Below are 20,619 nucleotides of genomic sequence, written 5' to 3'. Positions count from 1 at the left end.
CCAGAAGACCGCCGAAGCAAGCCCCAAAGCGGCCACACGATGATCTCGAAGCCCTGAGCTCCCAGCCCGCCACCCACTCGCCTCACCTTCACCGGCGAGGAAACCCATCAGATTCCAGACGGCTTTCAGCCATGCCCAGCGAGCAGGCAGCAGGAGCGTCGCGCCGAGGCCAATGCCGCACTCCTCGACTTCCTCGCCCGCCTGGACGACTTCACATCTTCGGCTTCCTGAACGGCCGACTCACCCCAACCAGATGGAGGACACAACAATGTCGGAGCGCAATCCCATTCTGATCACCGGCGCCGGCGGTCACGTCGGTGGCGTGAGCAGGGTGATGATCGACATGCTGCTCGAACAGGGCCACCCGGTGCGCGCGTTCGTGCGACGGGACGACGAACGCGCGCAGACGCTGCGCGAGGCCGGGGCCGAGGTCTTCGTCGGCGACCTGTTCAAGCTCGCGGACGTGGCCGCCGCGCTGAAGGGTGTCAAGCGCATCTACTTCAGCATGACCCCGCAGCCGTACTACGTCGATGCCCTCACCTTGATGGCCACGGCGGCGCGAGCCCAGGGCGACATCGAGGCCTTCGTGCACATGTCCAACCACGAGCAGTCGTACATGACGTTCGAGAAGATGACCGCACCGGATGAGGAGCGGCGTTCCTGGCTCGGCGGACTGGTCACGGACTGGTCACCGCAGCAGCGGGCGCACTGGGTCTGCGAGCGGGTGCTGGAGTGGTCCGGCCTCCCGACCATCAACGTGCGTGCGACCCTGTTCGCCGAGAACCCCCATCTGACCTGGATGCTGGCGGGCCCGCTGAGCAACGGTGAACTGCGCCTGCCCTTCGGCAACCAGCGGCTCGCGCCCATCGCCGTTCACGACGTGGCAGAGGTGTGTGTGAAGGTGCTGGTCGACCCCGCACCGCACATCTCGAAGTCCTACGCGCTCACCGGCCCGGAACTGAAGGACATGTACGGGTTCGCTGAGGACTACGCAGCCGTGCTGGGACGCCAGGTCGTCTACATCCCTGAGGAATTGGAGGCCTGGCAAGATGCCTTCCTCGACGAGACCGCCCTGCAGAAGGACCTGGGCGATCCGGGTACGGCCCGGCACGTGGCGGCGCACCTGAGGATCCAGACCAGTCTGATCGCCAGCGGGCGGTACGACGAAGTCTCCGACCAACTGGAAACCCTGCTCGGGCGCCCACCGCGGACCATGCGGTGGGTGCTGCAGAACAACACTCGCCTGCGCGAACTGGTGGGTGCCCCGAGCCAGTGAGCGCTCCGGAGCAGAACATGACGCCACACCGGAGTCCTCAGCCTGAGGGGCGGCTCTCAGGCGTCGGGGCGGGCGAACAAGGGGCGCTGTTGACGAGCGGCGAACCAGGTGACAAGTAACCCCTGACCAACTTTCGGAGCCGGATCTTCCTCGTCGGACTCGTCGTGGCCCTCGTCCTCGCGGGGATCGGGCCAGCGGCCGAACGGGCCGATCTGGCCAGGGCGTTCGGCTCCGAGTGCCCCGGGGCCTTTCGTACGGTGCGACACCAGGGGGATCACTCGTGCTCCCCTTGGTGTCGGGCATGCGCGAGCAGCGCGGCCACGACGTCGTTCGCCTGTTCCTCGGTCTGTTCAACGACCGTGGCCACCGCGTCGGTGGCGCCGCTTCCGGGCCCGGTGAGGTCCACCTGGGTCGGCCAGCGCGGGGCGACGGTGACCAGTCGGCCGGGGTGACCACGCGGTACTCGTCGTCGGCGACCGGCGCGGACGCCAGGTCGCGCCACTGCTCGTGCGGATCGGGATCGTCGCCGTCGTACTCGACGACCAGGCGGAGGCCCGCCGTGAACTCGTCGAGCTGACCGGCTGTTCGACGGGGCCGGTGACGATCGCCGCGTTCTCCTCGGGCATCTGCTCGTCCCGGCCCTCGCCGCCCTCGCCCGCTTACACCGGAAAGCTCGTCGACTGGGCGAAACAGCACTTCAACCTGACCGTCAAGCCGGTCAGCCGCCCCAAGGACGCCTCTGGCTTCGTCATGCTGCCCCGCCGCCGGGGCGTCGACAGGTCGTCGCGTGGATGATGCACGCACGCCGCCATGCCCGGGACCACGAACGGCATCCAGTACTGAGAGCCTGATCACCTGGGCCGTCATCACCCTCATGACCAGGCGTCTCGCACGGAAGGGGGCCGCCCCCAGCTGGCCAAGGAACCCCACATCGGCCACGAGTGCCTGACAGGTGTGGTCACCGTTCCCCGGTCAGGCGGATCCCCGCAGCCCGTGCTCCATCCGCTCTCTAGGCGGAGGCGGCAGCCACGAAGAACGGAATGGCGATGAGGAAGCGGCCGGCCTCGGCGCGTCGGCGCTGTTCGGCGAGCCACTCATCGGCCTGGTCACGGCCTACGGCACCGCTCGTGCAGGCCGACTCGGCGAGCATGGTGGGCAACGACAGCATCGCAGGATCGGTGAACACGCTGGTGTGCACCTCGACGGTGACGTCGTTGAAGCCGCCGTCCAGGAGCAGGTTGCGGTACTGGCGGCCGGCGCGGGGCGTGCCCAGGAGGTCGGCGCGGGCGTGCACGATCGTGCGGGTCAGCTCCGCATCATCAGAGTCGACCATGATCGCGTCCCAGTCCTGCCCGACCAGGACGATCCTGCCGCCCGGGCAGAGGACGCGCCGCGCTTCCGCCACCGCGCGCCACGGCTCCTGAAGAAAATGGAAGACCTTGTCGGCACGGTAGCCGCGCACGCTTGCGTCGGCGAACGGCAGATCCTCCGCCCCCGCCTCCCGGAACTCCATCCCCGGCCACCGCTCCCGGGCCGCGGCCAGCACCCACGGATCAGGATCCACGCCCACCGCGTGGACGCCACGCTCGGCCAGCTCGCCGACGGCCCGCCCGGCACCGCAGCCGATGTCCACGACAGACGAGCCCGGGACAAGAGACAACAGTTCATAGGAGCGGGCCCGCAGCAGGCTTACGCTCGGCATCTGGTCCATCGCGTCGAGCAGGGCCAGCATGGCCTCGGTGTCTCGGTGCTTTTCCACTGCTTCCCGGTTCTTGGACATGTGCTTCCCGGTTCTTGGACATGGACGCCGGGCTACGACCGAATGTCAGCATGAAGTCGAGCGGAGACAACGGCGCAAGCGCGATGAGCATCGGCGCTCTTGCGGCACGGCTCGGCCTCGCCACGCACGTCCTGCGGCATTTGGGAGTCGATGGGCCTGCTGCACCCCGTACGGGGCGCAGGCGGACGCCGCCGCTACGGCGCGGACGACGCCGTGCCCTTCTCAGGTGTGGCGCGGGCGAGGCAGCAGGGCGAACGCGCTCTCCGCTATCGAGGTCAGGCGCTCGGGGCTGTGGCCGTACGCGCCCACGACATCGCTGCCGCGGACGATGGTCAGCAGTAGGTACGCGAGGTCGTCGGGATCCGCGTCGGGGTCGAGGTCGCCGTTGCGCTGCGCCGCTCGCACACAATCGGCCACCGCCGCCCGGACGACGGAGAAGCAGTCGTTGGCCAGGCGTTTCACCTCGGGGTCGGAGGCGCCGACCTCCAGGGCCATCTTGGCGGCGAAGCAGGCCGCCCCCGCCCGGTCGGAGGCGGGGGGTACGTCCGCGGCGAGTGGCACCCCGTGGACGGCGCGGAGCAAGTACTGGTGCAGTCGTTCCAGGGCGCCCTCGTCCGGTCCGTCGAGCATCTTCCGCGGACCCTGCGCCAGCCGACCGAAGTAGCCGGACATCGCCTCCAGCAGTACGCCGTGCTTGCCGTCGAACGCGCCGTAGAGGCTGCCGCGGCCCAGGCCGGTGGCGGCGCTGATGTCGTCGACGCTCGTGCCGTTGTAGCCCGAGGCGCGGAACTGCCGCTCGGCGGCATGCAGGACGTGGTCGCGGTCAAAGCTTCGTGGTCTGGCCATACAAAGACGGTAAAGCCGACCTACGCTTCTTGACAAGTCAGTACAGAACTGCATAGGTTCCGGACTGTTCAGTAAACAACCATCTGAACTCACCGGACAGCGCCCGACGAAGCCATGCCCACAACCCAAGGAACCACCATGCAGACAGCTCACCGAGTGGCCCTCGTGACGGGCGCCTCCTCCGGGATCGGGCGGGCGGCGGCGCTTGCCCTCGTGGGCGCCGGCTTCGCGGTGGTCGGCACGAGCCGCAACGCGGCGAACGCCGAGCCGCTCGCCGGGGTGACGTTCCTCGATCTCGACGTGGCCGACGACAAGTCGGTCCGCTCGCTGGTCGGGGAGGTGATCGATCGGTTCGGCCGGATCGACGTCCTGGTCAACAACGCAGGCGTGGGCGCGGTCGGCGCCGGCGAGGAGAGCACGATCAGCCAGGCCAAGGAGGTCTTCGACATCAACGTCTTCGGCCTGATGCGGATGACCAACGCAGTCCTGCCCCACATGCGCGCCCAGGGCAGTGGCCGCGTGGTCAACGTCTCCTCGGTACTCGGCCTGATCCCGGCGCCCTTCATGGCCGTCTACGCCGCCACCAAGCATGCGGTCGAGGGCTACGCCGAGTCCGTCGACCACGAGCTTCGCGAGCACGGCGTGCGGATGCTGCTGGTCGAGCCGGCCTACACAAGCACGAGTTTCGAGGCGAGCAGCATGGCACCCGACTCGCCCCTGCCGGTCTACGCCGCACAGCGGGAGGTCTCCCGAGACGTGCTGGCCACGGCCGTGCGCAACGCCGACGGCCCGGACGTCGTAGCGAAGGTGATCGTCGCAGCCGCCACCGATTCGAAGCCCAAGCTCCGGTACACCGCCGGCCCGATGGCCAAACGCGTCAGCCTCCTGCGCCGGATCGTGCCCTCGCGCGCCTTCGACGGACAGATCCGCAAGCTCAACCGACTGGCCGGCTGACCCCGCTGTACGGGGCGGCGCCCGAGGAGACGCACATGTCCAAACCAGAGACACCGAAGCCGGCATCGCCACCTTTCGTCCGACCGCCCTTGGACGCTGCGCGGACCGTCATCATGACCGTGGACGACGATCCCGGGGTGTCCCGTGCCGTCGCCCGTGACCTGCGGCGGCGCTACGGCGGTTCGTACCGGATCGTGCGGGCGGAGTCCGGCGAGTCCGCGCTGGAGGCGCTGCGGGAGCTGAAGCTGCGCGGTGATCTGGTCGCGGTGATCCTGGCCGACTACCGGATGCCGCAGATGAACGGTATCGAGTTCCTCGAACAGGCCCTGGACGTCTATCCGGGCGCCCGGCGCGTGCTGCTGACCGCGTACGCGGACTCGAACGCGGCGATCGACGCGATCAACGTCGTCGACCTGGACCACTACCTGCTCAAGCCGTGGGACCCGCCGGAGGAGAAGCTCTACCCGGTGCTCGACGACCTGCTGGAGGCGTGGCGGTGCAGTGACTTCCGGCCGGTGCCGAGCACCAAGGTCGTCGGTCACCGCTGGTCGGCGCGCTCCTCGGACGTGCGGGAGTTTCTGGCCCGCAACCAGGTGCCGTACCGCTGGTACTCCACTGAGGAGCCCGAGGGGCAGCGGCTGCTCGCGGCCGCGGGCCAGGACGGGCAGCGGCCGCCGGTGGTGATCACGGCGGACGGTACGGCGCTCGTCGAGCCGGAGGTGCCCGAACTGGCCGCGCACGTGGGGCTGGCGACGATGCCCACGGCCGACTTCTACGACCTGGTCGTCATCGGCGGCGGGCCGGCCGGGCTGGGCGCGGCCGTGTACGGGGCCTCGGAGGGGCTGCGTACGGTGCTCGTGGAACGGTCGGCGACCGGCGGGCAGGCCGGACAGAGCTCACGGATCGAGAACTACCTCGGTTTCCCGGACGGGGTGTCCGGCGGCCAGCTCACCGACCGGGCGCGACGCCAGGCCACGAAGTTCGGTGCCGAGATCCTCACCGCGCAGGAGGTGACCGGTCTGGAGAGCAGCGGGGCGGCGCGGCTCGTACGGTTCGCGGACGGGTCGCAGATCGCGGCGCACAGCGTGATCCTGGCGACCGGTGTGTCCTACCGGCAGCTGGAGGCGCCGGGTGCCGACGAGTTGTCGGGCCGCGGGGTGTTCTACGGGTCCGCGCTCACCCAGGCCGCCGCCTGCCAGGGCCACGACGTGTACATCGTCGGCGGCGCCAACTCGGCAGGGCAGGCGGCGATGTACCTGTCCAGGGGCGCCAAGTCGGTCACCCTGCTGGTACGCGGAGCGGACCTCACCGCGTCGATGTCGCACTACCTGATCCAGCAGATCGCCCAGTCGCCGAACATCTCGGTACGGGCCCACACGGTCGTCGAGGCCGCGCACGGCGACGGCCACCTGGAACAGCTGACGTTGCGCGACACGACGAGCGGTCGGACCGAACTGGTCGACGCGCAGTGGATGTTCGTGTTCATCGGCGCGGCCCCGCTGACCGGCTGGCTGGAGGGCACGGTGCTGCGGGACGAGCGCGGGTTCATCCTCGCCGGGCCCGATCTGACTGCCGACGGGCGGCCACCGGCGGACTGGGAGCTGGACCGGCCGCCGTACCACCTGGAGACCAACATCCCCGGCGTGTTCGTCGCCGGGGACGCGCGCGCGGAGTCCGCCAAGCGGGTCGCGTCCGCCGTCGGAGAGGGAGCCATGGCCGTGATGCTCGTACACCGGTATCTGGAGCAGTCGTGAGCGGGCGGCTGATGCCGTGCAGCGCGGCGGAGATCAGCTCGCTGTTCCTGTTCGAGAGGCTGAGCTCCGAGCAGATCGACAGGCTGTGCAGCGAGGGACGGGTCGAACTGTTCGACCCCGGGCCGGTGTTCACCGAAGGTGACCCGGCGGCCTGCTTCTACGTGATGATCGAGGGCACGGTCGTCATGTCGCGCCGGGTGGGCGGCGACGACATCGAGGTGAGCCGCACGTCCCAGCCAGGGGTGTACGCGGGGGCCGTGCGGGCGTACGTCGGGGACGGGAAACCGCAGCGGTACATGAACTCGCTGCGGGTGTCGGAGCCGACGCGGTTCTTCGTCCTGCCCGCCGAATCGTTCGCGAACTTCATGCACGAGTGGTTTCCGATGGCGGTCCATCTCCTGGAGGGGCTCTTCCTCGGTTCGCAGACCTTTCAGCAGGCCATCGGGCAGCGCGAACGGCTGCTGGCGCTGGGCTCGTTGTCCGCGGGTCTCACCCATGAGCTCAACAACCCGGCCGCGGCGGCCGTACGGGCCACCTCGTCGCTCAGGGACCGGGCCGCGCACATGCGCCACAAGCTCAGCGCCATCGCCTCGGGCCCCTACCAGGGCGACGCCCTGAAGGTCCTGCTCGACCTCCAGGAGCGTACGGCCGAGCGGGTCTCCAAGGCGCCGCCACTGAGCCCGCTCGAAGCCTCCGACCGGGAGGACGAACTCGCCGACTGGCTCGACGACCACGGTGTCCAGAACGGCTGGCAGATCGCGCCGACCTTCGTGCAGGGCGGTCTCGACGTCGACTGGCTGGAGCAGATCGCGACGGCCGTCGACGGGCAGGAAATCCTGCAGAGTGCCATCGAGTGCCTCAACTACACGGTCGAGACCGAGCTGTTGATGTCCGAGATCGAGGACTCCACCACCCGTATCTCGCACCTCGTCGACGCCGCCAAGCAGTACTCGCAGCTGGACCGCGCCCCCTACCAGGTCGCCGATGTCCACGAACTCCTCGACAGCACGCTGCTGATGCTGTCGGGCAAGATCGGTCCACAGGTCAAGGTCGTGAAGGAGTACGACCGTTCGGTGCCGAGGATTCCGGCCTACCCGGCCGAACTGAACCAGGTGTGGACCAACCTGATCGACAACGCGGTCTTCGCCATCAACAGCGCGGGCGGCGAAGGGACGTTGACCGTACGCACCGCTGTGGTGCACGACCGGCTGCTGGTGGAGTTCCGCGACACCGGCCCGGGAGTGCCGGCCGAGATCCGCGACCGGATCTTCGACCCGTTCTTCACCACCAAACCGGTGGGCGAGGGCACCGGGCTGGGGCTCGACATCTCCTGGCGGATCGTCGTCAACAAGCACCACGGTGACCTGAAAGTCGAGTCCGTACCCGGCGACACCCGCTTCCAGGTGCTGCTCCCCCTCACCGCCACCGACCCCGATACCGTCCCCTACCCGGCCCAGGAGCCGTCATGACCAAGGACACCGGAATCGACCCCAGCGTCCCACCCAGCGGTGCCGGCTGCGTCGAGTGCGACGCCGACGGCGGCTGGTGGTTCCATCTGCGGCGCTGCGCCCAGTGCGGCCACATCGGCTGCTGCGACGACTCACCCGCCAAGCACGCCACCGGCCACTTCCGGGACACCGGCCATCCGGTGATCCGCAGTTACGAGCCGGGCGAGACCTGGTTCTGGAACTTCGAGACGTCGGAGATGTACGACTCCGGTCCGGCCCTGGCTCCCCCGGACGCCCACCCTGCCGACCAGCCCACGCCGGGACCGGCGGGGCGCGTGCCGGCGAACTGGGCGGACACGCTGCGCTGAGCCTGGCCGACCAGGGCTGTCAGTGGTGGATTGTCAGCCGCCCGCATCCGGCAGGGGCAGCGGGACGGTGACTTCGGCCACGACGTCGACTCCAGAGCGCAGGGGCTGCTCTTGCAGAGCACCCGCGCCGGGCTGCGGGTCATGGCCGAGCAGTGCTACCGGCCGACGCTTCACCGGATCACCGGCACGGCCCTCGCGGGCCGCTGAGACAGGACACTTCGGGCGACCGCACCTCTTTGCGCCCTGATCAACTTCACAGATCAAAGAAATGAGCGGATTGCCCGCATTGCGGGCATTCTCCTCGCCTGAAAGGACAGAACCATGGAGCGCAACGAGTCTCCCGACGCGACGTACGCGAGAACCTGGAGCAACGGTCGCGGCGAGATGCGGTTCTTCACCCGGGCCGACGGCTCGCGGCTGCGCTACTACACGGTGGGCACCGGCCCCGCCCTCGTGCTGATGCACACCGTGCGCGGCCAGCTCGACTACTTCCAGCGCGTGATCCCGCTGCTGTGGGACCACTACACGATCTACGCGCTGGACCTGCCCGGGATGGGATGGTCCGACATCGTCCCCGGCGCACAGTACGAGGAGCCGCAACTGCGGGCCGCGGTCGTCGAATTCGTCCGCGGACTGGACCTGCACGACGTCACCCTGTCGGGCGAATCGCTCGGCGGCGCCCTGTCCCTGCAGGCATCGATCGACCTGAAGGACCGCGTCAGCCGGGTCGTGGCCTTCAACAGCTACGACTACCCCCAAGGAGGCGAACGCGGAAACTGGATCGCCCGCCTCATCATCTCCAGCGTGCGGATGCCCGTGCTGGGCCCCTTCTTCGCCACCCAAGAGCCGCGGCCGATCTTCCGGGCCATCCTGCAGGGCGGCTACGTCGACAAGACCAAGCTGCCCGAGGACTTCATCACCGAGCTGCTGAGGAGCGGCCGCCGCAAGGGCTACGACAAGGTGGGCCGAGGGATCTTCCGCAGCCTCGACGGATTCGACCGGGCCCGCGAGCGCTACCCGCGCGTGTCGGCACCCGTCACCCTCGTCTACAGCGAGAACGACTGGTCCAAGCCCGCCGAACGAGACCGCGTGGCCAACGCGCTGACGGACGTCCACCGCATCACCGTGCCCCGCACAGGCCACTTCTCCGCCTTGGAGCGCCCCGACGAGATGGCACGGATCCTGCTCGACGCGGCCTGACCCCAAAACGTCCGGCACCCGCGCCCATTCCCGTCAGGACATGAGGAAGCGCCATGTGCGAGGCGAGTGAACGGAGCGGTTATGGGACGCCCTGAGCGGCCGGTGGATCCTCGGGCTGGTGCTGTGCAGCGTCTCGCCCATGAGTTGCGGGTGTTGCGCGAGGCGGCTGGGAAGCCGACGTACCGGGTGATGGCCGGGCGGACGGACTTTTCGGTGAGCGTGCTGGCGCAGGCGGCGTCGGGTGAGCGGCTGCCGTCGCTGGCGGTGGTGCTGGCGTACGCGCAGGCGTGCGGGGCGGACTCGGCCGAGTGGGAGCTGCGGTGGAAGGCTGCGGCCGAGGAAGCAGCGGACGAGGAAGCGGCAGCACGCGCGGAGGAGAAGGAGCAGCAGGCACCTTACCGGGGGCTGGTGCGGTTCGAGCCCGGTGACCACGGGCTGTTCTTCGGCCGCGACCGGCTTGTGGCGCAGTTGTCGGATCTGGTGCACGAGCACCGGTTCGCGGTGGTGTTCGGTGCGTCCGGCAGCGGCAAGTCCTCGCTGTTGCGGGCCGGGCTGATACCGCTGCTTCAGCGGACCCTGCGGGAACTGAGCGGCACGGCCGTACTCCGGGTGCTCACCCCGGGGGCCACTCCGGCGGCGACCCATGGCCGGCTGCTGGCCCCGCAGGAGGGCGAGCCGGACAGCTGGGTCGTCGTCGACCAGTTCGAGGAGATATACACGCTGTGCCGGGACCAGGCCGAGCGGGCGCGATTCATTGATCTGCTCCTGGCTGCCCGGGAGCCGGGCAGCCGGTTGCGGGTGGTCGTCGCGGTACGGGCGGACTTCTACGGGCGGTGCGCCGAACACCGGGGGCTCGTGGACGCGCTGCGGGACGCCCAACTGCTGGTGGGGCCGATGACACCGGCGGAGCTGCGGGAGGCGGTCGTCAAGCCGGCCGCGGCCGCCGGGCTGCTGGTGGAGCGTGCGCTGACCGCCAGGCTCGTCGAAGAGGTCGCCGATCAGCCCGGCGGGCTGCCGATGCTCTCGCACGCCCTGCTGGAGACCTGGCGGCGGCGCCGGGGCCGGACCTTGACGATGGCCGCCTACGAAGCGGCCGGCGGCGTGCACGGCGCGATCGCCGCCACCGCCGAACAGGTCTACGGACAGCTGTCGCCCGCCCAGGCCAGGACGGCCCGGCAGGTGCTGCTCCGGCTCATCGAACCCGGACAGGACGCCGCGGACACACGCCGCCCGGTCAAACGCGCCGAACTGGAGGAGTGGGCCGACCCCGAGATGCCCGCGGTCGTCGAGCAACTGGCCCGCGCCCGGCTGGTGACCGCGGACGCGGACGGCGTGGAACTCGCCCATGAGGCCCTGATCAATAGTTGGCCCCGGCTGCGCGGCTGGATCGACGAGGACCGCGAACGGCTGCGCCACCACCGTCGCCTCACCGAGGCCGCCCGCACCTGGCAGGAACTCGGCCGCGACCCCGGAACCCTGTACCGGGGCACCCACCTGGTACGCGCTGAGGATTTCTTCGGGCGTCCCGGGCAGCAGGGCGAGCTGACCTCCTCCGAGCGGGCGTTCCTCACCGCCGCGCTCGATGCCCGCGAAGCGGAACGCCGGGCCGCCACCCGGACCACCCGCAGGGCACGTCGCCTCGTCGCCGCGCTCTCCGGGACCCTGGCTGTGGCGCTGATCGCCGGCCTGGTCGCCTGGCAGCAGCACCGAACCAGCCGGCAGGAAGCCACCGACACGGCCGCCCGCCGGGTCGCCGCGGTCGCCGACGCGATGCGGACGACCGACCCCAGGACCGCCATGCTGCTCAGCGTCGCCGCCTGGCGGATCGCCCCTCTCCCCGAAACCCGTTCGGCTCTGCTCGGCGCCTCCGCCCAAACCGAACTGGACGCCTTCACCGACTCCGGGTTCGGCAGCGGAGCCTTGCGCCTGCTCGTCGATTCCGGCCGTACGCTGCTCAGCTCGAACGGCCGGGAGTGGCGGACCTGGGACGTGGTCACGCACCGCCGTATCGCCTCGGGGCGGCTGCCGCACGGTCCGGTGACGGGGGCCAGTCCGGATGGCCGGGTGCTGGCCGTCACTGCGGACAACGGTGCGGGCCTGTGGGACGCGTCGGCCGGGAAGTGGACCGGCGGTACCGGGCAGCGTCTGCCGTCGTCCGACATTCCCAGCTTCGGTTCCAGCAACCGCAGTTACCTGGTGAGCAGCCTCGACGGCGATCAGGTGCAGCTGCGTTCCGTCGCGGACGGCCGGGTGCTGTTCCGGACGGCGGCGGACGACCCGACGAACGTGGCCCTGAGTGCGGACGACCGGCTGGTGGCCGTCTGCCCCCGAGGCGGTCCGATGACGGTCCGGGACATCGTCCGCCACCGCAGCCTCCCCGGCGGCTGGCGGAGTCCCGGAGCGAGCCACTGTGACGACGACAACTCGTGGCTCGCGTTCGATGACGGCGGCGACCGGCTCGCCGCCGTCTCCAGCGTCGGCACACGCGTCTGGGACACCGCTTCCGGACGGCAGATCGCCGATATCACCGAACCGGACATCCAGAACATCGCCTTCAGCCACGACGGAGCATTCCTGGCGGTCTCAGGACACGACGAGATCACGGTGTGGCGGCTGTCCGCCCCCTACACCCCGGTGTTCCGCCATCCTCTGAACGGCCAGCTCCTCCGCGGCGGTCTCGCCTGGGATCCCCGTCTGCCGGTCCTGCGCTACCTCGAAGGCAGCACCGTCCACTCCCTCGACCTCGGGGCGGCCCTCACCGCCCCATGGAGCAGCCACCCCCTGGAAAACGCGCTGCTCAGCCCGGACGGCGGCACGCTCGCGACCGCCGAGCGGTCCGGGAGCGGCTACCGTTTCCAGTTGCGCGACACCCGTGACGGGCACCTGATTCGTACGCTGCCCTCGCTCCCGTTGCCCGCCTCCCTCGATCCTGTCGAGCCAGCGGTGGAGCTGGACACACAGGACACCATGTCGCTGATGGCCTTCAGCCCCGACAGCAGGGCGTTCACCTACAGCGTCTCCGCCCCGGGCCGTGAAGCGTCCCCCCAGCGGTTTGTCATCTGGGACCTGACCCGCAACCGCGAACGGACCACGCTGGACCTGGCGCACCAGGCATCCACCGAAGCGGTCCTCACGGTCGTGCTCGGTCCCGGCGGCCGGACACTGCTGGCCTCCAGGACGCGCGGCATCGGTCATGTGAGCGGCGAGGTGTGGAACACCGCACGCCGCAGCAGAGCGGCCATGCTCAACGACCTCGGCAGCGTCCACCTGGCCGTCCGCCCCGACGGCCGGCTGCTCGCGGGAGACGTGGACTTCACCGAGCTGCCGTCCGGCCCGGTCACCCGGCGCACCCTCAGCCAGGGCGAGCAGATCAACGCCGTGGCCTTCAGCCCGGACGGCTCCCGCATGGCGGCGGGTGACATGACCGGCCGCGTAGCCCTGTGGGACGGAACCCTCCGCCACCGTACGGGTGTCCTGCCGAACCTCTTCCCGGCGGCGCTCGGTGACACCCCCGAAGCGGTCAACGCCCTTGCCTTCAGCCCCGATGGCAGGACCCTCGCCGTCGCCGGCGACTCCGGCACTCTCCAGCTCTGGGACACCGCCACCCAACAACCCCTCGGCGGCAACCTGCCCACCCCCGGCGAGCCAATCAACTCCCTCGCCTTCAGCCCCGACAGCGCCACCCTCTACGCCACCAGCGACCACACCCCGCTCGAGCGGTACCCCATCACCCCCTCCCACGCCATCACCCAGGCCTGCACACGCACGGGCACCACCCTCACCGCGGCCCAATGGCACCTGTACATCCCCGACGCGCCCTACCACCCCGTCTGCGACACGCCCCGTCCACACTGACCACGGCTCCACCGCACCGGCGCCCGCGACTCGGGGGCCGGGCCGGCGGCTCCAGCTGGTGTCGATGACAAGCCGCGCCACGTTCCCCGACGGCAGGCATTCCCTGACGGTGGAGTGACCTCCGCCCGCCGAGCAACCGTGTCGCCGGGCGGGCCGGGCACACCTATGCCGTTCCAGCCCTCGCGATCCCGCGCGTGACACGACGGGCCGGATTCCAGGGAACGCGTCGCTGACCTGTTTGCTTACGCCCATGAACTGGGTTGCCGGACAACTCACGGCCGCGAAAGATCGCTCGCACCCGCAGTGATCACCATGTACTCGATCTCACCCGCGTTTGGTCTCACCGAGCGAAGGAATCTCGAAAAATGGTCCCCACCCCTCTCAAGAAGTGGCTGCTCACCATCGCAGCCTGCGGTCTGGCGGTCAGCGGCCTGAGCCTGACCTCCGCCACGACCGCGAGCGCGACGGGCAACGGCAACGAGACAGACCTCAACGGCAAATGGGACAACCTGCTCCCGAGCATCTGCCAGGACGGCTCCAACCGGGGCGGCCAGAGCGTCTGGTTCTACAACACCGCCACGCACGAGCTCTACGACAAGAGCTACCAATACAGGTCTCCGGTCTACGACGAGGTCGGCCCGGCTCGATCGATCAAGTACTACCTGAACCCGAACTGGAAGATTCTCAAGGGCCACTGCTACTACCCCCAGTCGTCCTCCTGGACGAAAGAGGGGGACGAAACAGCCTGGTCCGAGACGGCAAGCAACTGCGACAACGGCGGCCCCCTCAACTACAACGTCTCCCAGAGCTACACCACCACGACGATCACCACCAAGACGGTGGGCGGCTCCATCGTTGGCGAGCGCTCCATCGGCAAGCTGTTCGATGTCGGCGCCGGCGCCGAGTTCTCGTACTCGTGGTCCTACGGCAAGTCCGTCGGCTGGTCGCGCACTGTCGGCATGAGCGTCCCGGCCGGCAGGACGGAATGGTTCGGCGCGAGGCCCATCATGCGCGTGGTGCGGGTCAACCCGCACTTCTGGCTGGACAGCTACACGTGGAACACCATCAAGGACGGCAACGGCTACCACACCTCCCAGAACTGGGGCGGCTACGGTTACAGGGCCCTCGTGGACCATGACTACTACTACGACGGCACGGCCAACGTCCTCAACAGCAGCAAGCAGCCGCAGTTCCGCTTCATCCTCCACGGGCGCGCCAACAAGTGGAGCGACTGCCACTGACATGCGACCGCGCCCCTGAGATCCGAAGTGCCCGCCGGCCCGACGCCGGCGGGCACTTCGCCGTGCCCCCGGATTGTTCTGAGTGATGAAAGAGGCTCGCCGGACAACCTTCCGGCCCTGACGATCGACAGGAATCCGGAATTCCGGATCCCGTCCCTCTCTCACGTAACGGAGACCTCCCATGGCCTCTCGCCTGTTGCAGCGCGTGGGCACGTCGCTCGCCGTGCCCGCTCTCGTGGTCGGCGCGTTCGCGCTGGCCGACCCCTCGCATACGCACTCGACGTCCTCGAAGGCGTCCAGCACTCTCAACCTGAGCACCAAGGACACCGAACTCTCGGCCTCGACCTGGTACCTCGCCCACTGGGACGTCGACGCCAGCGGGGAGGGCTACGCCCACACGATCAGCCACCTGCGGTCCATCATCGACGCGCACGGCGGTCACCGGGTGAACGTCGAGCGGGGCGGCCGTAACCTCGCCGTCGACGTCACCCCGGGCGCCGGCGCGGACCACGCGTACATCGACCTCACGGTGACGACAGCCGGTGCGACCATCCACCTGATCATCAGAGTCAGCGACATGTACGTCGTCGGGTGGCACTTCTATTCGCCTGAGGCCGGCAATGTGTACATCCCGCTCAGCCGCGACCACCCCGAGGACATACCCGCCGCTGTCCTGAGCCCCACGCAGAACGGATTTACGCAGTACGGCGACATGAACGGCCACGAGAACTACAACGACCTCGCCAGATCGGCCAACACATCGCTGGAGGACCTCAGCCTGAGCCACCAGAACCTCCGGCAGGCCGTCTTCGACCTGCATCAGAACCCGTCGCATGCGCCGGCGAACTACGTGAGGAACAAGTCGGCCGGCGTCCTCCGCCTGATCATGGCCATCTCCGAGGGCACCCGCTTCCGCCCGATCGCCGCCGACCTCGGCCGTCAGCTCAACACCGGCGGCCAGACCCGCATGGCCCGCTACATCGAGCTGATCCGCAACTGGCGCGGCATCAGCCGGGTCTTCACCAACCCCGGCGGCGCCTTGAACTGGGTCCACACGGTCGGCTGGGGCGACATCCGCGACCGCTCGGCCGCTGCCGCCGTCCTGATGGTCGCGCTCGCCATCCGACCCGTTACTTCCAACATCAAGGACGAACTGTGAGGCCCACGGCTCACCGCCGTCGCCGCCTCGCCCCTTGACCCGGTGTCGCCCCTCACCTCAGCGCCCACCCCGCCCGCTACAGCGGGCGGGGTGGGCGGCGCTCACTGCGAGGTTTTCAACGCCGACGTTCATCCGTTCCTGGGCCCTCGACGAGCCCCATGAATGTCGTGCGCCCCCATTGGGCGGTGTAGTCCCCAGGGCGTTTCAGGCGCCCTATTACAAGGAACAGGACTTCCTCAAGGGCACACGCGACCGTAAGGACCTCTCCTACCGGCGCCCACTGCGTGTCGAGTCGGAGGCGCCGGCACACTGGTGAGCACAGCTCATGTTCGGCCGAGCCGTTTCAGTCTCTCGGCAGGGCCCGCACCAGGCCCGACTGGTAGGCCATCACGACGAGTTGAGTGCGATCGCGGGCACTCAGCTTCGTCATGGCCCGCTGGATGTGGCTGCGCACCGTCAGCGGGCTGACGACGAGTTCCTCGGCGATCTCGCTGTTCGACTTGCCGTGTGCCGCCAGCACTACGACCTCCTGCTCCCGCTGGGTGAGCAGGGCCATCGTCTCGGGCGACGCGAGCTGTTCGTCGGGGTCCGGCGTGGCGAGAAAACGCGTGATCAGGGCTTGGGTCGCCGCCGGGGACAGGAGGGACTCTCCGTCAGCCACGGTCTGGATCCCCGCGAGGAGGACTTCGGCGCTGACGTCCTTGCCCAGGAATCCGCTGGCACCGGACCGCAGAGCCCGAGCGACGTACTCATCGTTCTCGAAGGTGGTGAGGATGAGCACCCGGACGTCCGCCAGCTTCGGATTTGAGCAGATCGCCGCCGTCGCGGCCAGACCGTCACTGTTGGGCATACGGATGTCCATGAGGACGACGTCGGGCCGATGTGTTCGGACGAGGTCGATCGCTTCCAGCCCGTCCGCCGCTTCACCGACGACCGTCATCCCGGGGGTTGACTCGATGAGGATGCGGAAGGTGGCCCGCAGTAGCGCCTGATCGTCGGCGAGGAGCACGCGAATGGTCATGAGTGAGTCTCTTCGTCAGCTGGTGAGGGCAAAGGCATCTCGCAGGTGACCTCGAACCCTCCGTCGGAACGGGGACCCGCCTTGAGGGTGCCGTCGAGCGAGTGGGCGCGCTCGCGCATGCCGATGAGTCCGAAGCCCGTGGCGGACACGGGGGCGGCGGTTACGGTGCCACTGCCGTTGTTGATCACTGTGAGTGTCAGACGGTCTGGTGCGTAAGTGATACGGACGTGCGCGGTGGCGGCCGGTGCGTGTTTCGCGACGTTGGTGAGTGCTTCCTGCAGAATGCGGAAGGCGGTGAGGTCGGTTCCGGCCGAGAGCCTGCGGGGGGTGCCGTCCACGGTCACGTCGACATCGAGTCCTGAGGCCTTCAGGCCGTCGGTCAGCTCGTCGAGTCGCTCCAGACCGGGCGCGGGTACGAGTGGGGTGTCCGTGTCGGCGTCCTGTCTCAGGAGTCCGACCGCTGCCTTGAGTTCGCGCAGGGCGGAGGCAGTCGTCTCCGCCAGGTTGTCGAGCAGCGGTCCGACCGTCTCCGGCCGGGTCCGGGTGAGGTGTGCCGCGGTGCTGGCCTGGGCGTTGGCGAGGGCCAGATGGTGGGCGACAGCGTCGTGCAGTTCTCTGGCGATGCGCATCCGTTCCTGGGCCACCCGGTGGCGTGCCTCCTCTTCCCGGGTCCGTTCCGCGTGCTCGGCGCGGGCATGCACTTCCTCGATGTAGGCCCGTCGCACCCGCACGTAGCTGCCGACGGCCGCGGGGAGCAGGGCCCACGCCATGGGGTTCACGGTGGTGAGGATGGCTGATCTGCCGTCCGGCCCGAACACCAGCGTGGTGATTCCGACCGCCAGTGCCGTTCCCGGGGACCAGTTGCGGATGATGAGCCGGTCGGCTCGGGCACCCATCAGGTAGAGCGCTGCCATCATCGGGGCCATGATCAACGGAGTGAGCAGATAGCCCAGTGCTCCCTCGGCCATGGTGCACGCGGTGGTGATGAGGACGACGAGACGGGGTTGATCCGCCTGCCGGAAGAGGGCCAGGCAGGCCACGGCTGACAGGACCGCGCCGGGCCAGATGGTGGTCCGGCTGTCCAGCAGTCCGTCGGAGAGAAGGCTGCCGCCCACGGTGAAGCAGAGCAGCGCGAGCACCTGGGCGGTTCGGCCCGGGCGGTAGGCTCTCGCGGCGGCGCTGCGCCCCGTGAGCTTCATCGTTGTCTCCGTTCAAGAACAGCGACGTCATGGCCTGGGCCGCCGCCCGGCGAGGGAACGGCGACCCATGAGCGTCCGGATTAGATGCCGGCCGGCTGGTGAGCCTGGGTGCTGCTGCCCGACGTCGTCTGGGACGGCTGCTGGGTCAGCCCTTCGCCCTCGACGTCCATGCGGGGCAGAAGCCGGTCGAGCCAGGATGGCAGCCACCAGGCCCGTGCGCCAAGGAGAGCAAGTACCGCGGGCACGAGCGCCATGCGGACCACGAAGGCGTCGAACAGCACCGCGATGGCCAGGCCGAAGCCTATGGCCTTGATCATGGGTTCACCGGCGCCGATGAAGCCCGAGAAGACAGCCATCATGATGACCGCGGCCGCCACCACCACACGGGCGCTGTTGCGGGAGCCGCTGACGATCGCCTCACTGGGCCGTTCTCCGCGGACGTAGGCCTCGCGCATACGGGACACCAGGAAGACCTCGTAGTCCATCGCGAGTCCGAACACGATCCCGACAAGGAAGATGGGCATCAGACTCATGATCGGTCCCGGCTGCTCTATGCCGAGAAGGCCGGCTCCCCACCCCCGCTGGAACACCATGACCACCGACCCCAGTGCTGCCAGCACCGAGAGCAGGAAGCCAACGGCTGCCTTGACCGGCACGAGAACCGAGCGGAAGACCACCAGCAGGAGCAGGAAGGCAAGGCCCACGATGACGGCCAGGTAGGGGATCAGTGCGTCCTGCAGCGCCTGGGCGACGTCGATGTTCATCGCCGTGCTGCCTGTGACCTCGAAGGTCGCACCCGTGGCGGACTCGAGTGAGCCACGCTCGCCGCGGATGGTGTGGACGAGGTCCTTGGTCTCTTCCGCGGTCGGGCCGGTCGACGGCGTGGCGGAGATCATCGCGGTGTCACCGGAGGCGTTGTACCGGGCCGCCGAGACACTCACGACCCCCTCGGTGCTCTTGATCTTGTCGCTGATCGCTGACACTGCATCTTTCGGATCGTGGGTGCCCTTGGCGTCCACGACGATCGTCAGTGGCCCGTTGAACCCGGCTCCGAATCCGCGGGACAGATCGTCGTAGGCGCGGCGCTCGGTGGTGGAGGTGGGCTTGGACTCGTCGCCCGGCATGCCCAGGCGCAGATCCATGGCAGGCACCGCGACGGCGATCAAGCCGACCGTCCCGACGATCAGGATGGCGACCGGCCGGCGCAGCACGAACCGGGCCCAGCGGCTGCCGCCGTTCGTCTTGTGGCGCTCTGGGGTCATCCCCCCCTTGCGATTGCGGCGGGCAAGGACAGCGTTGGGCCAGAAGCCGAGAAGGGCCGGGATCAGGGTGAGGGCGATCAGAACACCGATGACGACGGCACCGGCTGCGGCCAGCCCCATCTTGGTCAGCATCGGAACGCCGATCACCGACAGACCCGCCAGGGCGATGACGACCGTGACGCCCGCGAAGACGACGGCGGATCCCGCTGTGCCGGCGGCGAGTGCGGCGGCTTCCTGGGGCGCGTGCCCCTTCGCCCGTTCCTCGCGGTACCGGGAGACGACGAACAGGGCGTAGTCGATTCCTACCGCCAGCCCCAGCATGGATGCCAGCGTTCCGGACGTCGATGAGAGATTGAAGGTGCTGGACAGCGCCATGATCGCTGCCGTGCTGACACCGACGCCGATGATCGCCGTGAGCAGGGGGAGACCGGCAGCGGCGAGGGAGCCGAAGGTCACCAGGAGGACCAGTGCGGCGACGAGGATGCCGATACCTTCGGCTGCGCCGCCCGCAGACGGCTGGGTGGCGAGGGCCGTGCCACCCACCTCGACGGTCATCCCGCTCTTGCGCGCCATGTCGATGGAGTGCTGCAGCGAAGTCTTGCCGGCGTCGGTGAGGTCCTTGGCCGCGACCTTGTACGAGACGGTCGCGTACGCCATGGACGCGTCCTTGCTCACCGTACCGGCGTCGAAGGGATCGACTGCGGCGGCGACCTGGGGTCCCTTACCGGCGGCCGTGGTGAACTCTTCGATGATCTCGCGGTTCTTGCCCGCCGTCACTTTTTCGCCGTGCGGCGCGACGAACACGATCCGGGCGCTGGCGGCGTTGCCGTTCGCCCCGGGGTAGCGCTTCGCCATCAGGTCGTAGGCCTTCTGCGCCTCGATGCCGGGCATGAAGGACGTGCCGCTGTCGTTGGCGGACGGTGCCAGGGCGGCGCCTGCGCCGACGGCCACGAGGACCGCCGTCCAGACGAAAAGGACAAGCCAGCGCCGCTGGAAGGCGCCGCGGCCCACGCGGTAGAGGACGGTAGCCACGAGTCAGGAATCTCCACATCGAAGTCGGGTACTTCTCAAGATTCGTGGATCTGCGGCTTCCGGGCATCGTGCACCTACCGGCACTTGTGCCTAGTAGCAGGACACCAGCAGCGGGCCGGATGCCTCCTCCTTGAGGATGAGATGGCGCCTGCTGAGCCTGCTCCAGAACCTCTGTCCAGGACTCCAGATCCTGACGCGCCCCGCCTCACGCCGTCACAACAAAG

The 20,619-nt window shown here is 69.0% G+C and carries 16 protein-coding genes and 1 pseudogene; 11 read left to right on the top strand and 6 right to left on the bottom strand.

All coding sequences use genetic code 11. The features are described 5' to 3' along the window. Window positions 1-268 precede the first annotated feature (268 nt). The gene (locus AB0N07_RS01465; RefSeq protein ID WP_365830901.1) at window positions 269-1,276 is read left to right on the top strand and encodes an NAD(P)H-binding protein; all 1,008 of its coding nucleotides are present in this window, start codon (window positions 269-271) and stop codon (window positions 1,274-1,276) included. Between the two features lie 274 nt (window positions 1,277-1,550). Here the strand turns inward: AB0N07_RS01465 and AB0N07_RS01460 are convergent, their stop codons facing one another. Then, entirely contained in the window at window positions 1,551-1,778 is a 228-nt protein-coding gene (locus AB0N07_RS01460; protein WP_365830899.1) for a hypothetical protein, read from the bottom strand. A gap of 155 nt (window positions 1,779-1,933) precedes the next feature. Between AB0N07_RS01460 and AB0N07_RS01455 the strand changes: the two are divergent. Beyond that, window positions 1,934-2,177, top strand: a pseudogene (locus AB0N07_RS01455) (IS5/IS1182 family transposase); the annotation flags it as partial. 108 nt (window positions 2,178-2,285) lie between these two features. Here AB0N07_RS01455 and AB0N07_RS01450 read toward each other — a convergent pair. Next, the gene (locus AB0N07_RS01450) at window positions 2,286-3,056 is read right to left on the bottom strand and encodes a methyltransferase domain-containing protein (protein WP_365830897.1); all 771 of its coding nucleotides are present in this window, start codon (window positions 3,054-3,056) and stop codon (window positions 2,286-2,288) included. Window positions 3,057-3,278: 222 nt separating this feature from the next. Continuing rightward, a complete protein-coding gene (locus AB0N07_RS01445; RefSeq protein WP_365830895.1) occupies window positions 3,279-3,902 on the bottom strand; it encodes a TetR/AcrR family transcriptional regulator in 624 nt (207 codons plus the stop codon). A gap of 138 nt (window positions 3,903-4,040) precedes the next feature. Between AB0N07_RS01445 and AB0N07_RS01440 the strand changes: the two genes are divergently transcribed. The 9 genes from AB0N07_RS01440 (at window position 4,041) to AB0N07_RS01400 (ending at window position 15,881) form a co-directional block, all read left to right on the top strand. Then, a complete protein-coding gene (locus tag AB0N07_RS01440) occupies window positions 4,041-4,856 on the top strand; it encodes an oxidoreductase (protein ID WP_365830893.1) in 816 nt (271 codons plus the stop codon). A 113-nt stretch (window positions 4,857-4,969) separates the two neighbouring features. Next, window positions 4,970-6,610, top strand: a complete 1,641-nt coding sequence (locus AB0N07_RS01435; RefSeq protein ID WP_365830891.1) for an FAD-dependent oxidoreductase — start codon at window positions 4,970-4,972, stop codon at window positions 6,608-6,610. Then, on the top strand, window positions 6,607-8,079 hold the full coding sequence (locus AB0N07_RS01430) for an ATP-binding protein (protein ID WP_365830889.1): 1,473 nt from the start codon (window positions 6,607-6,609) through the stop codon (window positions 8,077-8,079). The genes AB0N07_RS01435 and AB0N07_RS01430 overlap by 4 nt, the downstream gene beginning before the upstream one ends. After that, window positions 8,076-8,426 (top strand): UBP-type zinc finger domain-containing protein, encoded by a 351-nt coding sequence (locus AB0N07_RS01425; protein WP_365830887.1) that lies wholly within the window; start codon window positions 8,076-8,078, stop codon window positions 8,424-8,426. Before AB0N07_RS01430 ends, AB0N07_RS01425 begins: the two co-directional genes overlap by 4 nt. A gap of 30 nt (window positions 8,427-8,456) precedes the next feature. Next, a complete protein-coding gene (locus AB0N07_RS01420) occupies window positions 8,457-8,633 on the top strand; it encodes a hypothetical protein (protein ID WP_365830885.1) in 177 nt (58 codons plus the stop codon). Between the two features lie 114 nt (window positions 8,634-8,747). After that, on the top strand, window positions 8,748-9,626 hold the full coding sequence (locus tag AB0N07_RS01415; RefSeq protein WP_365830883.1) for an alpha/beta hydrolase: 879 nt from the start codon (window positions 8,748-8,750) through the stop codon (window positions 9,624-9,626). A gap of 81 nt (window positions 9,627-9,707) precedes the next feature. After that, window positions 9,708-13,481, top strand: a complete 3,774-nt coding sequence (locus AB0N07_RS01410; RefSeq protein ID WP_365830881.1) for a hypothetical protein — start codon at window positions 9,708-9,710, stop codon at window positions 13,479-13,481. A 365-nt stretch (window positions 13,482-13,846) separates the two neighbouring features. After that, window positions 13,847-14,722 (top strand): hypothetical protein, encoded by an 876-nt coding sequence (locus tag AB0N07_RS01405; protein ID WP_365830879.1) that lies wholly within the window; start codon window positions 13,847-13,849, stop codon window positions 14,720-14,722. A 181-nt stretch (window positions 14,723-14,903) separates the two neighbouring features. Continuing rightward, entirely contained in the window at window positions 14,904-15,881 is a 978-nt protein-coding gene (locus tag AB0N07_RS01400) for a ribosome-inactivating family protein (RefSeq protein ID WP_365830877.1), read from the top strand. Between the two features lie 343 nt (window positions 15,882-16,224). Here the strand turns inward: AB0N07_RS01400 and AB0N07_RS01395 are convergent, their stop codons facing one another. From AB0N07_RS01395 to AB0N07_RS01385, 3 genes are all read right to left on the bottom strand, one after another. Next, a complete protein-coding gene (locus AB0N07_RS01395; protein WP_365830875.1) occupies window positions 16,225-16,902 on the bottom strand; it encodes a response regulator transcription factor in 678 nt (225 codons plus the stop codon). Then, complete coding sequence (locus tag AB0N07_RS01390) at window positions 16,899-18,101, bottom strand: sensor histidine kinase (protein ID WP_365830873.1); 1,203 nt, start codon at window positions 18,099-18,101, stop codon at window positions 16,899-16,901. Before AB0N07_RS01390 ends, AB0N07_RS01395 begins: the two co-directional genes overlap by 4 nt. Before the next feature lie 80 nt (window positions 18,102-18,181). Then, complete coding sequence (locus AB0N07_RS01385; protein WP_365830871.1) at window positions 18,182-20,395, bottom strand: MMPL family transporter; 2,214 nt, start codon at window positions 20,393-20,395, stop codon at window positions 18,182-18,184. Between the last annotated feature and the right edge of the window lie 224 nt (window positions 20,396-20,619).

The sequence above is a fragment of the Streptomyces sp. NPDC051172 genome, assembly GCF_040682555.1.
In the GTDB taxonomy this organism is placed as follows: domain Bacteria; phylum Actinomycetota; class Actinomycetes; order Streptomycetales; family Streptomycetaceae; genus Streptomyces.
Note: the sequence above shows the minus strand (reverse complement) of the source record. Positions and strands in the feature narration are given on the sequence as shown.

Coding starts and splice junctions, on each gene's coding strand:
- AB0N07_RS01465 (WP_365830901.1), top strand. CDS start 269: ATGTCGGAGCGCAATCCCATTCTGATCACCGGCGCCGGCGGTCACGTC.
- AB0N07_RS01450 (WP_365830897.1), bottom strand. CDS start 3,056: ATGTCCAAGAACCGGGAAGCAGTGGAAAAGCACCGAGACACCGAGGCC.
- AB0N07_RS01445 (WP_365830895.1), bottom strand. CDS start 3,902: ATGGCCAGACCACGAAGCTTTGACCGCGACCACGTCCTGCATGCCGCC.
- AB0N07_RS01440 (WP_365830893.1), top strand. CDS start 4,041: ATGCAGACAGCTCACCGAGTGGCCCTCGTGACGGGCGCCTCCTCCGGG.
- AB0N07_RS01435 (WP_365830891.1), top strand. CDS start 4,970: ATGACCGTGGACGACGATCCCGGGGTGTCCCGTGCCGTCGCCCGTGAC.
- AB0N07_RS01425 (WP_365830887.1), top strand. CDS start 8,076: ATGACCAAGGACACCGGAATCGACCCCAGCGTCCCACCCAGCGGTGCC.
- AB0N07_RS01415 (WP_365830883.1), top strand. CDS start 8,748: ATGGAGCGCAACGAGTCTCCCGACGCGACGTACGCGAGAACCTGGAGC.
- AB0N07_RS01410 (WP_365830881.1), top strand. CDS start 9,708: ATGGGACGCCCTGAGCGGCCGGTGGATCCTCGGGCTGGTGCTGTGCAG.
- AB0N07_RS01405 (WP_365830879.1), top strand. CDS start 13,847: ATGGTCCCCACCCCTCTCAAGAAGTGGCTGCTCACCATCGCAGCCTGC.
- AB0N07_RS01400 (WP_365830877.1), top strand. CDS start 14,904: ATGGCCTCTCGCCTGTTGCAGCGCGTGGGCACGTCGCTCGCCGTGCCC.
- AB0N07_RS01395 (WP_365830875.1), bottom strand. CDS start 16,902: ATGACCATTCGCGTGCTCCTCGCCGACGATCAGGCGCTACTGCGGGCC.
- AB0N07_RS01390 (WP_365830873.1), bottom strand. CDS start 18,101: ATGAAGCTCACGGGGCGCAGCGCCGCCGCGAGAGCCTACCGCCCGGGC.